Source organism: Pseudomonas putida (assembly GCF_026625125.1).
In the GTDB taxonomy this organism is placed as follows: domain Bacteria; phylum Pseudomonadota; class Gammaproteobacteria; order Pseudomonadales; family Pseudomonadaceae; genus Aquipseudomonas; species Aquipseudomonas putida_X.
Map to the genome: position 1 here is coordinate 5,824,208 of NZ_CP113097.1, position 14,604 is coordinate 5,838,811.

Annotated in this window: 9 protein-coding genes; 2 read left to right on the forward strand and 7 right to left on the reverse strand. The window is 55.0% G+C overall.

Features of this window, described 5'->3' with window-relative positions; genetic code table 11:
• Window positions 1–47: 47 nt before the first annotated feature.
• From OSW16_RS26765 to OSW16_RS26780, 4 genes are all read right to left on the reverse strand, one after another.
• Window positions 48–1,265, reverse strand: coding sequence for an MFS transporter (locus tag OSW16_RS26765; protein WP_267819765.1), 1,218 nt, complete (start codon window positions 1,263–1,265; stop codon window positions 48–50).
• 70 nt (window positions 1,266–1,335) lie between these two features.
• The gene (locus OSW16_RS26770) at window positions 1,336–3,783 is read right to left on the reverse strand and encodes a glycoside hydrolase family 3 protein (protein WP_267819767.1); all 2,448 of its coding nucleotides are present in this window, start codon (window positions 3,781–3,783) and stop codon (window positions 1,336–1,338) included.
• Window positions 3,776–4,405, reverse strand: a complete 630-nt coding sequence (locus OSW16_RS26775; RefSeq protein WP_267819769.1) for an NADPH-dependent FMN reductase — start codon at window positions 4,403–4,405, stop codon at window positions 3,776–3,778. Before OSW16_RS26775 ends, OSW16_RS26770 begins: the two co-directional genes overlap by 8 nt.
• A gap of 20 nt (window positions 4,406–4,425) precedes the next feature.
• Window positions 4,426–5,520, reverse strand: coding sequence for an LLM class flavin-dependent oxidoreductase (locus OSW16_RS26780; protein WP_267819771.1), 1,095 nt, complete (start codon window positions 5,518–5,520; stop codon window positions 4,426–4,428).
• Between the two features lie 436 nt (window positions 5,521–5,956).
• On the opposite strand from OSW16_RS26780, the gene OSW16_RS26785 reads away from it, so the two are divergent.
• Window positions 5,957–7,558 carry a family 43 glycosylhydrolase gene (locus OSW16_RS26785; protein WP_267819773.1) on the forward strand — a complete coding sequence of 534 codons (1,602 nt, stop codon included), beginning with the start codon at window positions 5,957–5,959 and terminating at the stop codon, window positions 7,556–7,558.
• 435 nt (window positions 7,559–7,993) lie between these two features.
• Here OSW16_RS26785 and OSW16_RS26790 read toward each other — a convergent pair whose 3' ends face one another.
• Genes OSW16_RS26790 through OSW16_RS26800 form a run of 3 tightly spaced genes read right to left on the reverse strand, consistent with a single transcriptional unit; the run spans window position 7,994 to window position 12,320 of the window.
• On the reverse strand, window positions 7,994–9,352 hold the full coding sequence (locus tag OSW16_RS26790) for a transposase (RefSeq protein WP_267819775.1): 1,359 nt from the start codon (window positions 9,350–9,352) through the stop codon (window positions 7,994–7,996).
• A complete protein-coding gene (locus OSW16_RS26795; protein ID WP_267819776.1) occupies window positions 9,349–11,358 on the reverse strand; it encodes a transposase in 2,010 nt (669 codons plus the stop codon). The genes OSW16_RS26790 and OSW16_RS26795 overlap by 4 nt, the downstream gene beginning before the upstream one ends.
• The gene (locus OSW16_RS26800) at window positions 11,355–12,320 is read right to left on the reverse strand and encodes a hypothetical protein (RefSeq protein ID WP_267819778.1); all 966 of its coding nucleotides are present in this window, start codon (window positions 12,318–12,320) and stop codon (window positions 11,355–11,357) included. The genes OSW16_RS26795 and OSW16_RS26800 overlap by 4 nt, the downstream gene beginning before the upstream one ends.
• A 649-nt stretch (window positions 12,321–12,969) precedes the next feature.
• On the opposite strand from OSW16_RS26800, the gene OSW16_RS26805 reads away from it, so the two are divergent.
• Complete coding sequence (locus OSW16_RS26805; RefSeq protein ID WP_267819780.1) at window positions 12,970–14,598, forward strand: TnsD family Tn7-like transposition protein; 1,629 nt, start codon at window positions 12,970–12,972, stop codon at window positions 14,596–14,598.
• The last annotated feature ends 6 nt before the right edge of the window (window positions 14,599–14,604 follow it).

Genomic DNA, 14,604 nt, shown 5'->3' on the forward strand with positions numbered 1-14,604 from the left:
CACCCACCACGCCTCATGCGAGGCGCAGAAGATTTGGTATTCAGCATTCAGTTGATAAGAGGGTGACGAGCAGTTATGCGCCGTATAGCCAGCAAGCCAGTGACGACCAGTGCGGCCAGCGCTACATAGCCCATGATCAACACCGCAGGCGCCAAGCCACCGGCTGGTCTGCCAACCAAGGTGACCAGAAAGGGGCTTACGAACTGGCCAATGAAGAAGGCAGCCGTCCAAAGGCCCACACCACGGCCGCGGTGCTCAAAGCTCAGGCCACTCAGGCACCAGTTGATCAGCGCAGGAATCAGTAACCCGCAGCCAACCTGAGCGATAAAGGCGGACAAGACGGCAAGCTTCACCTCGACAGCCAGCCCCAGTCCGACCAGCCCGACACTGAACAGCAGGAACACGATGCCTAGCTGTAGACGAATGTCGCGCTTGGAAAGCCAGGCGAAGACCAGCGCGCCGAGCGGCACCCCCATGTTCGCCAACCCGCTGGCCAGGCCGAGCTTAGAGGAGTCGTGCAGCCCGATGCCATGCAGTATCTGACTGATCTGCAGCACCTCGACGTAGTAAAGCGTCGCTGCGAGCAGCGTGACCCCGACCACCAAAACCATTCGGCCCATCGGGAACGGCGCACCGCTCGGATCACCCGCCTCTTGCTGCTGTCGACCTGGCTCCCAGGTCCAGAACAGCAGGCCAAGGAAAATCGGGAAAGCCAGCAGGTACAGCAGGAAGGGCCCCTGCCAGCCTATTTCGCCGAGCAGGCCACCGCTGAACATCAGCACGGCGCCCGAAACAGAGCCCACCCCACTCTGCACTGCCAGCCATTTGCGACGTGGCCCCGGTTCATAGAAATCGCCAAGGAGGGTATTGGCAACTGTCATGATCACCGCTTCTGTAACGCCAAGCATGAAGCGGCTGGCAACGATACTGACCAGGTCATCCATGAAGTACGGCGCAAAGCCGAATACGCCGTAAAATAACACTGCAACCAGCAGTAACCGCCGCCGACCGAAGCGGTCGGCCAGAATGCCAGCCAATGGCGACAATAGAGCAATGCATGCACTCGGCGCGGTAATTAGCAAGGGCACCAGAAAGTGCGCATCACGATGGCTGGAAAACTGCTGCGCCAGCAACGGGATGATGGGGATCAGGGAAAGCAATCCCATGATCGGAAGCTGAGTAGTGAACACCAAAATCAGTGCTTGTGCAGCTCCTGCCTTGCGCGGCACAGGCAGGTTCCCTACCGAGGTGGTGGCGTTGGACATGGTCTACTCCAGCCCCTTTCCAGGGGCACCTATTGTTTTTGTTGTCTAGCTCTCACGCATAGCGGGTACATCAAATGAAGCGAATATCTCCCCCCTCACTCACCTCCAGTGCAACTGAAATAATGGCGTCGTCGAGCGCATGGCCAATCATCAGGTGGTACCTTCCGGGCACGATCAGGCTGGCACCTGCATCGCTGCTCCAGCGTGAAAATGCGTCGCGCCCCAGCGCCAGACGCACAGACTGCTGCTCATCAGGTTGCAAGTGGACAGCGGCAAATGCTTTGAGCGAGGTACGCGTAGGTTCCGCAGACTGCTGGGGTTCAACCACATAGAGCTGTATCACTTCCTTGCCCTTGCGCGAGGCCAGGTTGCGTATGACGAGCTCTACCTGCAGGGCGTCGACGGTACTACCGGTCAATCCCGCCAGCGAGCAGGCAAAGCGGGCGTAGCCCATGCCGTACCCGAAGCTAAAGGCAGGGGAGACATCACGGGCACTGAAGCTGCGGTAACCGACCCACCATCCTTCGTGATAGGTCAGGTCGCCATTTTCCGAGGGTGCCAAGGACCAGACGGGGTAGTCGCTTTCCTGCCTGGCAAACGTCACAGGCAGACGCCCACCTGGCTCGCGGTCCCCCTTCAGCACGCTGGACAGCGCCGGGCCGAACTCCTGGCCGGGATACCAGGCCACCAAGATGGCGGCGGCATCCTGCATGCAGGTCATGTCGACCGGGTGGGCGACATTGAGCACCACCACCACGCGACGATTGACCTCACACACACGGCGGATGAGTTCGATTTGCCCGGCAGGCAGCAACGTGGATTCACGGTCTACACTTTCCAGCCCCGCATCAGGCGTCTCGCCGACCAAAAGTACAACCTCGTCGGCACGACTTGCGAGGGCGACTGCCTCGTCCAGCAAGTTGTTCTGGGCGGGTTGACGGCAGCCAAACCACAAGCCATGGGCCAGGCTGCGGCCTACCTGCATGCTAACTCGCAGCTGTACGGTCTGGCCCTGTTCCAACCGGCAGGCAAATTCATCATGGGGCGCCTGCATGAGCTTGCCCATGATGTCACCTTCGACGGCCCGACCGTCGAAGGCGCCCAGCGGGTGTCCATTGAGATACAGCTCGGCAGCACCTGTGCCCCCGAGCAAGAAGGTGTATTCACCGCTACGCGACGCAACGAAAGACGTCGAGACTTCAACCCGCCCTTCACCCTCAAGGGACAGCAATTCTCCCACGCCTGGCATTTGCTTGAACCATATGAGCGAACTCGAATAACGCACTTCTTGGGATGCAACAATGCCCTGTGTACTGTAGTAATCCACAGCCATGCCCGGCTCGCCGGCTGGCGTGACTAGTGACAATGCGCTCAACGGAGGAATGCGGTGCTCGACGGGCGCACCTTCGGCATGCGCCACCGTATAACCGGCAGTGGAGAACTGCTCCTGCAGGGCTTGCAAGGGCGTGGTGGTATCCGGTGCCAGCGCGACCTTGGCGAAGGTGCCGCCCTGATAGCATGGCACGGTGGCGTTAGGGCCGATCACAGCCAGCAAACCCGGCTTGGCCGAGCCGTAGGGTAGGACCTGCGACTCATTGCGCAGCAGCACCATGCCGGCTGCCGCTGCCTCTTCCAGCACCGCGAGACGCTGGGCCTGCTTATCCGCCTGCCAGGTTCGCGCCGGGTTAGTGCGCCGAGCCAGTCGCAACAAACGCTCCACGGCATCATCGAGACGTGCGAAATCCACAGCGCTAGCCTGCTCGTTACCCAGCAACGCGTTGCCCAGGACTCGCCCTGGCCCTGGCATCTCTAGATCGAGTCCATTGTTGAGACTCGCCGCACCGTCATGGGTGCCAAACCAGTCCGACATCACCAATCCGTCCCAGTGCAGCTCCCGTTTGAGCCAGTCAAGCAACAGCTGGCCATGTTCGGCACATCGCACGCCATTGACCTTGTTGTAACCGGTCAACATAGCCCACGCACCGGACCTGGCAGCATGTTCGAAGGGCTTGAAATACACGTCACGCAGAGCCTCCTGCGCAACGACGGCATTCATGTTGCGTCGGTCGGTTTCCGAGTCGTTACAAACCAGATGCTTAATCACGGATGCGACACCCCGGCTCTGTACGCCCTGCGCCCACGCCCAACCCAGTTCGGCGATCAGTTGCGGATCTTCACCGAACAGCTCGAACGCACGGCCGGCCAAGGGGCTGCGCATCAGGTTAAGATTGGGCGCCAATACGGCCTGCACACCGATACGCTGCGCTTCATCACCGACCACCTGACCGACGCGAGTTACCAGTTCGGCATCCCAACTGGCTGCCAGGGCAAGCCCACACGGCGTTAACAGTGCGACATCGCGCTCATCGACCCGTCCGCCCGTCAAACCCATCGGTCCATCAGCCATGCGGACGGAGGCAAGCCCGAGCTCATCTCGTTCGCAGGTCGACCACATGTCCCGGCCAGCAGTTAGTAGCGCCTTCTGCTCTAAAGGCAAAGTGTGGACCTCGTTACGCATAGTCATCTTCCGGCACGCAGGCTACGAACGGCGCGGGCGCCATCATGGCCTGGCTAGCCAGGGTATCCAGCGTGCCCTGCACCTGGGCATCCAGACAGTGACCGTGTTCATCGAACAGCGAAACACCAGCAGTATTGAGCGTCACACCGAGCGGCGTCGGCCAGCCACGCATGGCATGCACAATCGAACGCAACGCGCCCAGCGTGGTGTTGCAGCCCTGCCAGCCGGCGGCGGTAACAATGCAGCCAACCGCACGGCCGTCGAAGTAGATGCGGGTATCGCTGCGCAGGTCCTCGAGCAAATCCAAAGCGTTCTTGACTAAGCCCGATACGCCGCCGTGGTAGCCGGGCGTGGCGATGATGATGCCGTCCGCCTGACGTACCGCTTCCACCAGTGCGAGTTGCTCGGCGGTACGCTCGCTAGCTTCTGGGTTGAAGGCCGGCAGCGCTGCCAGCTCGCGGCCGCCGAACAATTGGGTACGCGCTCCGCGTAACCGCGCGCGATACAGCGCCGCGGCCAGGGCTTTTTCGGTACTGGATCCATGTCGCGTAGTGCCGCCGATACCGACTATCAGAGGGGCTTTGCCAGGATTTGCCGGCTTGAGGATAGGGGGCTGCTGCATGAGTGAGCTCTCCACAACGATCACTGGAAACGAGGCATGACTTCGCGAGCGAACAGGCTCATCGATTGCTCGCTCAGACGGGCACGCTCAGGCGTCATAGGCCCGTTGGTAAAGCCCATGAGCACGTTGCCGATACCCAGCTCACGATGTTTATCCAGCTCGGCGGCGACGGTATCGGGACTGCCATGCAAGCACCAGGTCTTGATCCATTCGCGGCTGAAGCAATCCGGGTGCGGGTGCAACTGTACGCCGCTCAGCTTCTCGGCACGCTTGTTGAAGCCGTGCTCACGCTGAATCGCACGGTTGTAGGCGGCGAGGATCTGCTGCAGCTCTTCCTCGGCCTGCTCATCGGTTGGCGCCACGTGAACGCACTGATAGGTGTGCGTCGTCCAGGACAGGCAGTGATCAACCACTTGCTGCGAGTGGCCAGCTCCCAAAAGTGCTTGCTTGTAGCGATTGAAATACATGGACAGATGCTCGAAAGGCTCGGCACTGGCAGGCACAGGTGGCGTGAAGGCTGGGATAAAGGCCGGGCAGCCCATCTCGGCGGCACGCTGCATGCTGCTTTCGCGCAGAGCAACCGGCATCAACCGGTTAAACGGGCGCTGATAGGCGGTAGGCACGATGCGTTGCACCACGGCGCCTTTGTAATGGCTGGTTTCGAAGCTGATTGGCTCATCTTCGATTTCCTTGTTCCACAGGCGCAGAACCAGATCAAGATTCTCCTGCAGTATCGCGGATGCTTCTTTGTAGTTGACGCCAAAACCGATCATTTCTTCCGGCGTGGTGCCACTGCCGATGCCGACCAGCAGCCGTCCTTCGGTTAACTGATCAAGCAGGTTCACGCGCTCAGCGAAGCGGACCGGGTGGTGTAACGGCACCGTAGTGACCGACATGCCGAAATGGATGCGCTTGAGCTGGCCGGCCAGATAGGCGGCGAACACAAACGGATCACTGGACATCGGTGCATAGCCAGTGAAGTGATGATCAGGCATGAACACAGCATCAAAACCCAGGGCCTCGGCCTGCTTGGCGTGCTCGACAAGCGCATCCATGACCGGCTTGTCTTCATGAGGGCCAGTGGAACGGCCGACGAGAAATACTGAAAAGCGCATATGCCTGTCCTTTTATTAGAATGTGAATTCTTGTTCTATTTAATGAACAAATAGTGCCGTTCATTCGCAACCTTGTGAAGCCGCGGCACCCGCAGGCCGACACGAGAGCTAGACACAAATAGAATCTAAGTTCTATTTTCAAGCTATCACCGCCCTCCTTCTCCGTCAACACCGAAAATTCGCCCTATCGTACTGGCCGCCTCGTAAACCAAATCGAGCAGATAGCTCTGTGCGGCCGTTACAGCGGCTACGTGAGAGCCAACGAAATCGCCGGGTTGAGAGGAGGAAAATTAGATTTTACATTCTGGAATGAAGGTTCTATTTTCTACAGGCCCACGGCAACCTCCTTGGGTGTGCGGCCACAAAAAAATAAGATAGGAGCTTTTCTATGCCATCGAGACGAGACCTGCTAGGCATGGCGGCCATTAGTGCAGTAATGGCAACCACCACCTCTTTAAGCCATGCGAGCAGCCCAAGCGAGCGCCCTGCCGCCCCCACTTCTACGCCTTCGCCAACTCGTTATCGTTGGGCAGCCGGCATCGAAGGCCAGAGAAAGGCGGATCTTGGAAACGGGACGTACCTCAACCCTATCCTACCTGGTGACTACCCAGACCCGACGGTGCTCAAGGACGGTGACGATTACTACATCACCCATTCATCCTTCGATGCGTCCCCTGGGCTACTGATATGGCACTCGCGGGACCTGGTTAACTGGACGCCGCTTACTACTGCGCTTGACCAGCCGTTGGGAACGGTTTTCGCCTGCGACCTGATCAAGCACGAAAACCGCTATTACATCTACATTCCGTTCCTCAAAGCCAAATGGTCCACCAAGCTCGAGAAACCGGTGAGCATCTGGGTGATCCATGCCGAGAACATGGCTGGCCCATGGAGCGAACCTGTCGACCTGAACATCAGCGGCCTCATCGATCCCGGTCATATCGTTTGCGAAGACGGCGAACGGTATCTTTTCCTGTCCGGCATAAACCGTGTCAAGTTGACACCAGACGGGCTCTCTACGGTTGGCAAGGTCGAGAAGGTCTATGACGGATGGCGCTACCCGGCAGAATGGGTGACCGAGGCTTACGCGTTGGAAGGCCCCAAACTGATCAAGCGGGGTGGCTGGCTCTATATGATCACCGCAGTCGGCGGAACAAGCGGTCCGGCAACAGGCCATATGGTGATCTGTGCGCGCTCCAAAACGGTCAACGGCCCTTGGGAAAACTGCCCTGACAACCCAATCGTGCGCACGTATTCAGATTCAGAGCGATGGTGGTCACGTGGCCATGCCACTGCAATCGAAGGACCAGATGGCTCGTGGTATCTGATCTATCACGGCTATGAAAACGGCTTGAGAACCCTTGGCCGCCAGACCCTGATGGAGCCAATTACCTGGACATCCGACGGTTGGCCCAAAGCCTTGGGCGGCGATCTCAGCAAACCACTCCCCATGAGCAAGCAGCCCTCCGCAGCCCCCAAGCACGGCATGGCCCGCTCCGACAATTTTTCCCAGCCAGCCTTCGGAACACGATGGGCTTTCTTCGGTGGTCCCAATGAGCTCAGACGTGCCGAGTTCAAAGGCAACGCCCTGCGACTGGCCGGCCAAGGTACGAGCCCGCAAGACTCTGCGCCGCTGACGCAAATGGTGGGCGACCCCAACTATGAGATCAGTGTGCATATCGACGTGATCGGCGACGCCACGGCGGGGTTGTTACTTTTCTTCACCGATCGACTATTCCTTGGGATAGGGATCGACGGCGAACGCATGACCACCTATCGCGGAGGGGCTAGGAGCCACTGGCCCGAACCCGCTCCCGCCACCCGTTCTCTGTGGCTGAAGCTCGTCAACCTGCACAACATCGTGACCTTCTACTACTGCGAGGACGGCAAGTCATGGGTCAAGCATGGCGTGCGCAGCGAAGTGTCCGGCTACAACTCCAATACCGTTGAATACCTGGCCAGCCTTCGACCCGCACTGTTTTGCGCGGGAAAAGGGTGTGCCGAATTCCGGGAGTTTCGCTACAAAGCGATTCCATAGCAATCGATGCGTTCGGCAAAGCACCGGGCTTCTCACGTACCGTGCCAGGTTTGCGAGTCAAAACACTGCAGGCTTGGCTCAGCATGTCGACATTCCAGCACAACCCCTTGGCCGGAAAGTTGATGAGCTTTTGAGTCGTGCTCCAGGATATGAGCCGGCAGTGGCGAAGCTTGTAGAGGCGATGGAGGGGCTGCTGATCGCCGCGCACGTGAACGCCGAGAATTCTGAACAGTGATACTTCAAATTTAGCCGAGCGCACAGCGGGCACTGACAGACGTCCGACACCTGCTGGAAGATGGTTAACCGTCTCTGGATCCCACCCGTGCTGCAGGCGTTTTTGATCGCTAACTAAGTGGTGTAAACCCGTTTTTTTCACTGTAAACCATCATAGTTAACAGTGAAAAAAACAGGTTTACAGGCCAGCAATCATCGGGGCTAGGGACGGAATTCTTCGCTACACCATCCCTTGGGTTTGGGGCCCTTGTCGTCCTCCATCCAAGCATAGAAAGCTTTGGCCTGCTCCTCTTCGGAGAGCTCCTGAACCGGAGGCCGTCGCAGACGGGCATTGGGCTTCTGCAGAGCATTGGCTGAGGCATCAAGTTGCTTTTTTACAGATCGTTCCGATGCAGTTAGCGATGAGTCGAAAACCTTCTGGGTGACACGCTCCTGCCGTTCAGCCCGCGCAAACTTCACTACGTTGGACGTGAACGCGGCTGGCAGATCAAACGGACACCGCAGGTCTAGATGCTGTTTGGACACCCGGCCACCCAGAGCCAATTTTTGAAGGTGTTCGACTTGTTTGGCACTGGACGTATACGCCGCTGAGCGGTAAGCCTGGCCAATGTCTTGAAGGGAGGCCGCATGACGGCCTGCACTGCGGCACTCAATGTACGCCTGCTTCAACAACTCCACCACCAGGCGCTTGATACCGAATGTGCAACGGTAAATTTCCCGTGCCAATTCATCCTGATTACCGCAAATCGCGCCATTGCCCACACGAATACATTCATCAATGAAAGCTTTCCAGTCGGAACTGCCAGGCTCATCGGGAAGCATGATTCTTGGGTCGGTCAGCAAGCGCTGCTGATCCTCATTGTTTCTTTCAAACAACTTGTGACCCAAGCTGTAATTGCACACGTAGACCATTGGCGGACCGATACCAGCCATGTTCAAGAGGATATCGGTAACCTTCGCAGCACCAAGCCCCTTTTGGATGTACTGCATTTCATCCAGGATGACTAACGATACCCCATCACGATTCGCCCTACGCCGGCATTCACCCAGCAGCTCAGCAACGGTCAGTCGCGACAGAGGTAACTCAACGAACTCTCGAAGAAGGGCTTTAGCATTGGTGGTACCTCGGGCGCTTGCGTACCAATGCGACCGCAACGGTAGATCACCCTGGAAGTGATCGCAGGACAGATCAATGGGGCTAGGCAAAACCTTGCGCAGCGCAGCAATCGTCTGGCTCTTCCCAACCCCTGCAAGCCCTGTAAAACAGACCGGCACAGCATCGACTGGAGGTGCTTCATAGAGCCCTCGGGCGTACTCGCGCTCAGAAGAGAACAATGCTCGCGCATGCAGCGCTGCTCGCCCCACCATCTCTTGGATGAACTCAATCGTAAATGCGTTGGGAATGAAAGATTCACGCAATGCTTGAGACAGCACCTCTGCCGCCAACCGAGGTTCGATTTCGTACAGACTTTCTAATGGCTCAGGTCGACGTGTGATGATCTGGCGGACCTGATCAGCCGTTTGGCAGCCGTCGAACCAACTCGCAATGGCCTCATTCATTTGGCTTTACCTCGGAATCGATCATAGTCATCTGTATCTCGCTGCGCCGATGCCGATTTAGGTGGTCGACCAATTCGTCTCACGCCACCTTTACACTCTTCACCGGTATCTTCTTTGAATCTATCATCGTGAAATTGATGAATTGCTGGTATCTCATTACGAAGCAAAGTTTGAGACTTTCGCCTTAAGGCATCTAGTGACTGAAGATCACGTAATGATATGTCCCGATCACCGTCAACGGTCCTTTGCGTCGTTACAAAGTCCAATTCGAACAGTATGCCTCCTACCTCAATCCATATATGCCGAACGCACATAGTCAGTACATATACATCAACTTCAATAACGCTACTCCTAGCAACTCGATCAAATATCCCGGTGTTGATCAAATCAACAGACCTATACTTGCGCCCGTACAGATAGACTGCGTCTTGACGTACAACGGCCGGGTGCACAGACAGGAAGCTCTTTATGGCAACCTCTTGCTGCATCCCGATTGCAGAATTACGGAAGCGGCTGTCCCAGTAATTCCAGATACCCAGCGGGGTGGGCTTTATTCCGCACCAATACATTTCAGTTTCCATGCGGCCACTTGCGTCAGACGACCGGTTGTCTTTCAGGACTTGGTGAATCTCCCTGCGGGTCATTTGGACAAAATTCAGTGTGCTATGGACATAGGTGGGTTGATCAAGGTCGGATTTTGCTCGCGGGTGCGATGACTCAACCGTAGCTTTAGACTGGCCAGAGAAAACCGGCGTATTTTCAAGGGTGCCTAGCCAGTGGATCTCAGGCTCCGTGTCCAGGGCTGCTGCAGGACCTCGATCAAAGACCAGCCCACCTGCCAAGCCTTCGCAGGGCCACCACTCCGGTTTGATGGTTACTCCGAAAAGCCCACAAAACCATACTTTGTCTACAGCCATGGAAAACAGACACATCCGATAAGCTTCTTTGGTTTCTTTACCTTCAGCAAAACCAATGCCAACCACCATTCCGGACAATCCACACACGGCACGAACGACGCAAAATCCGTCAACGGGGCTACCCTCTGTCAAGCCAGAAAGTTTTTCAACTATATAGTAACCATCAAACTCGACCTGTTGATTTAGATTCGTCAAGCGCTCTGAGAAACTGCCCAAACTGCCGGTCTGGTTGCGGTTTTTTTGTTTACCCCTTACGCCAATAGATTTTTCTTTAACGCTAACTTGTTGTTCGATGCAGTACCGCACTTGGTCAAAGGTTGGAAATGGGTGCCCTTTTCGATTGATAAAAGATGCTACTCCATTTCGTTCAACGGAAACGCAACCAAATTCCTCTGTGAGAATTTTTCGGTAAACTTGACTATGGGTTTTGTCAGCGGAACGGAATCTAAGATACGCAGCAAGGATTCTTTCCCTCATGGCGCTATCGGCCCGGTGACCCCACTCTTTGCCATTGGGTGATGGCCTGCCCAGCCTGCGTACTTTCCCGGGCCCCTCCCTGTCCCATCTACCGATGCGGTGCAGGGGAGGCATGAGAGCCCACTTGTTTTGTCCAAAAGTAATGTAGGTATAGAACCACAACCTTAAGCGAGCTGCATTTTGCTGAGGCGACTGGCTTTTGGCGTGAGCGTTGATTACAGCGTCCGGATCGTCACTGGCTAGAACCTCCTGGAGACGAACCATCAGGCCTGAGATAGCCAGAAAACGGCGGTTGACCTTTTGGTCGTAGGTTTCCTTAGCAGAGACCCGCTTCGTTTCACGCTCTGAAATTGCGATTCCCTTAATCGGTTCCAGCCATGGCGGGAATTTATCCGTCTCACCTGACGCCAGCAGCGCACCCGTTTCGAGCGCTTCTTCGAACTCGAACCTTGTGAGGGTGATCAACGTGGTGCGCACCTCTTTCCCAAGATCGCTGAACTCCACCAAGCGCACTCGGTTGCGGACCGCATCACTGTTCAGGAAATGGTAATAGTGACCTTTGACAAGGCTCCGATATCCCTCTGGCGCAAATAACCTAGCGCCCGTGATCACGGCTCAATCTCCAAGAAAAATTTGCCGTAGGCTTCCAGCAGATCACCACCATCGGTATCGAGAGGATGGTCGATCAGAATCGGCTTGAAGAAATTTACTGGGAGCGTTCTATCCCAGATGTCTTGGTAGATCCTTGCAATAAACTGGTCACGCTTACCCCATCGGGCTGCATACCGGTAAATGATGGGGTGGATCAAGGCCCCAGCATGCACAGCGCCCTCAATCTCAGCGCTAAACTCCCTGAGCAGCTCGGGTTCGAGGGTCAGCGGCAAGCCATGCATCGGAAATAGCAGATCCAGATTGCCCACGACGATCGGGTCCAGACGATCCAAAGACATTTGCACGGTCCTGATACCGCCGCTTGCGTAATGCAGTTGCTCTAAGGCTGTGCGCAGCTCAGCATGATCACGGTCCATTTTTTGCTGATTAGGGGTCTTGGCTGCTGAGTAGCGCCTCTCGCTGAAGGCGTTAGCTTGATCCTTCACTGTCCAGTTGACCGCGTAGGGTCTCCCATCTGAACCCATCAAATACAGTAAAAGGTCCCCCTGATAGGGAAAGGGCATTCTCTGTCGGCTACCAGCTTTAGTGGTAATCACCACCTGGTGATGCTTGAAGCCAATTTGCTTGGCAATTTCCATCGTCCCAGTGACAGGAAGAGGAAAATGTCCTTTGGTAAGTGGATGCCCGTGCAATGGATGCGGGGCGTGATATGGCCACAGCATCTTCTGCTCGTGAATGTCGAGCAGCTGAGGATGGAAGAGCGCGAGCTGGGTGAACACCGCTTCTGGAGTGGACAGCGAGTGAATCGCACGGCCGAGCTTCCGGCTATTCATTCTGCTGATACGAGAGCCCTTAGGGGCTTCTCGTGGAACCGCTAAAACCGATGGCGTGTAGATATCGCCCCACGCGAAGTGAGCTTGTCGGCTCCTGATGAGGGCAAATCTCTCCTGCAAAGTCATCATTACAGTCCAATGTTTACGGACCCAGGATTGTCATCCAGCCTGGGGATAATTTGCTGGATGCCCCTGTAGCCCTTGCCTCCCGGGCAGACCCAAGAGTGCCGGGTTGTGGATAACGCTCACCTTCTTGTGGATGAACGAAGTCCTGCAGGACTTGACGTCCCGCATGTTCGGAATAGACAATGGAAAGGTCAGGTCGCTAAATTCTGACTTATCCACAGAGGCCCAAGGTCGCACTTGGGCCTTTGTCTATCTGACCTCTGGCGTTAATCAACTAGTCAGATTTCATTCAATACTTCCTTATTATTGATACGTGTTAAGAATCTAGAGCGCAGTTAGTCTGACATCTGCATCTGCATCTGCATCTGCAATGGATGGCGCTGAGTACACACGTGTCCGTGTGTACATTTTAAAGCGCTTCGCTTAGCAGGGTATGTTACCGCCGTGGTTAACAGGGTGACAACTGAAAAGTCATCCCTCTCTGAGTCGGAACTGGCGTCAAAATTGTCCAGCTCGGGTCATTATCTAGAGCAACGTGCGCCTCACACTCATAAACGGGTATATATCGCCAGTCGCTTATCTCAACAAATAGTTTAAAGAAATAGCTCCAACCAAATAAAATATTGAAAACGGCAAGCGTTAGGTGAGCAAAATGGCTGATACTGCAAATGCCTCTGTCCCTATCGTTCGATGGTTACCGGATGAGACTTTTTTCAGCGTTTGTTGTCGTCAGCATCGTTTCATGTGCCAAGTTACTAAAGCTAGCACTACTGCATGGTTATTTGGTGAGGGATCAAGGAGTATACAGCATGACTTTCCTAGCAAACTAAACTCTTTGCCGCAAAAAGCCAAAGAAGTATGGGGCAGCCCATTTAACATCATTACAGAACATACGATATTACCTTTGTTTTTTCCTTTTCAATCCAAGGAAAGAATTGAAGACATCTTTGATACAGTTTCAAACAATTCTTTAGGTACCTTAAAATATCGCTTGGGTCTGGTGACCGGCCGCTTTGGTGCAGAGCATCCATTGAAAGCATGCCTCGAATGTTTAAGGGAAGACCGTATCAAGCATGGGGTGGCCTACTGGCACCTGTCCCATCAGTATCCAGGCGTCACGCTATGCCCTAAGCACGGAACTCTAGTCGGGATTTGCTCGGCCAACCGGCAATGGTCGGACTCTGCACACTGGGTATTACCTGCCGAGGACCTAATAGCGAGCGTTGCAGAGCAGCCTGTATGCCCGACAGTCGTGCAAATCCTCAAGCGCTTAGGACACTCAGTGATTGAATTAGCCAAGCTAGGCATCTCTGTGCAGTTTCGTCCAGAGGATGTCACGGCTGCTTATAACGAAGCTATTCGTCACCTCTCCGTAAATACAGAAGCTTGCTTTGATGCCGAAGCAGACCTAGCTTCGTTCGCTTCACAACTGCAACCGTATCTTCCATTGGCCTCGCTTCCGACCACTCCACAGAAAGCTAAAACTTTTATACAGAGTCTGATCCGTACACCGCGCGTTAACTCCCATCCGCTCAAACATCTGATTATGATCACTTATATATTCGGCGAGTTTGGGCCATTCTTGGGTGCGTTAAATAGATTTCAGTCTGCAGGTGATCAGGATAAACATTCTCCAGACCACGGAAGACGAGCAGTAGACGATAAACCAGCAAACCAATTTAAAAGTCAGGAAATCAGGGACAGAGTCTTTAAAAAACTGAAGCCTAAAAAGCTGAAACCCGAGCTTCGAGACCAAATCTTGGGTTGCTTGCGCAATGGAGTGGAGAAAAATTCCATAGCGGAACGATATGGCGTTTCGGTTTCTACGATAAACAGGATCCTAAGAGCTGATCCTCACATGATGGCTGCTTGGACAACTCAGCGCAGGAATCTATCCCTACACGATCATCGTGCGGCGTGGGTGAGCGCCATCGGCATGAATCCAAACGCCAGTCCGAAAATCCTGAGATTAATGCTCCCCAAGGTCTATCAATGGCTATACCGGAACGATAATGTTTGGTTGATGGCTCAAACAAAACGGATGCCAAGTGGTCGCGTAGGCAACAATCAAAAAATTGATTGGAGTGCACGCGACCGGCAACTATGCGAATCAATTGAATTGAGTATTCAAAGATGGAAAACTTCGGCGACGAACCTGCCTGTTAGAGCTGATCATATTTTCGCGTTGGTGCCGACTCTGCATAGGTGCCTAGAAAAAAGAAATCGCTACCCAGAAGCACGAAAGCTATTAGAAAGTGTTACCCAATCGACCAAGACTTAACATGCA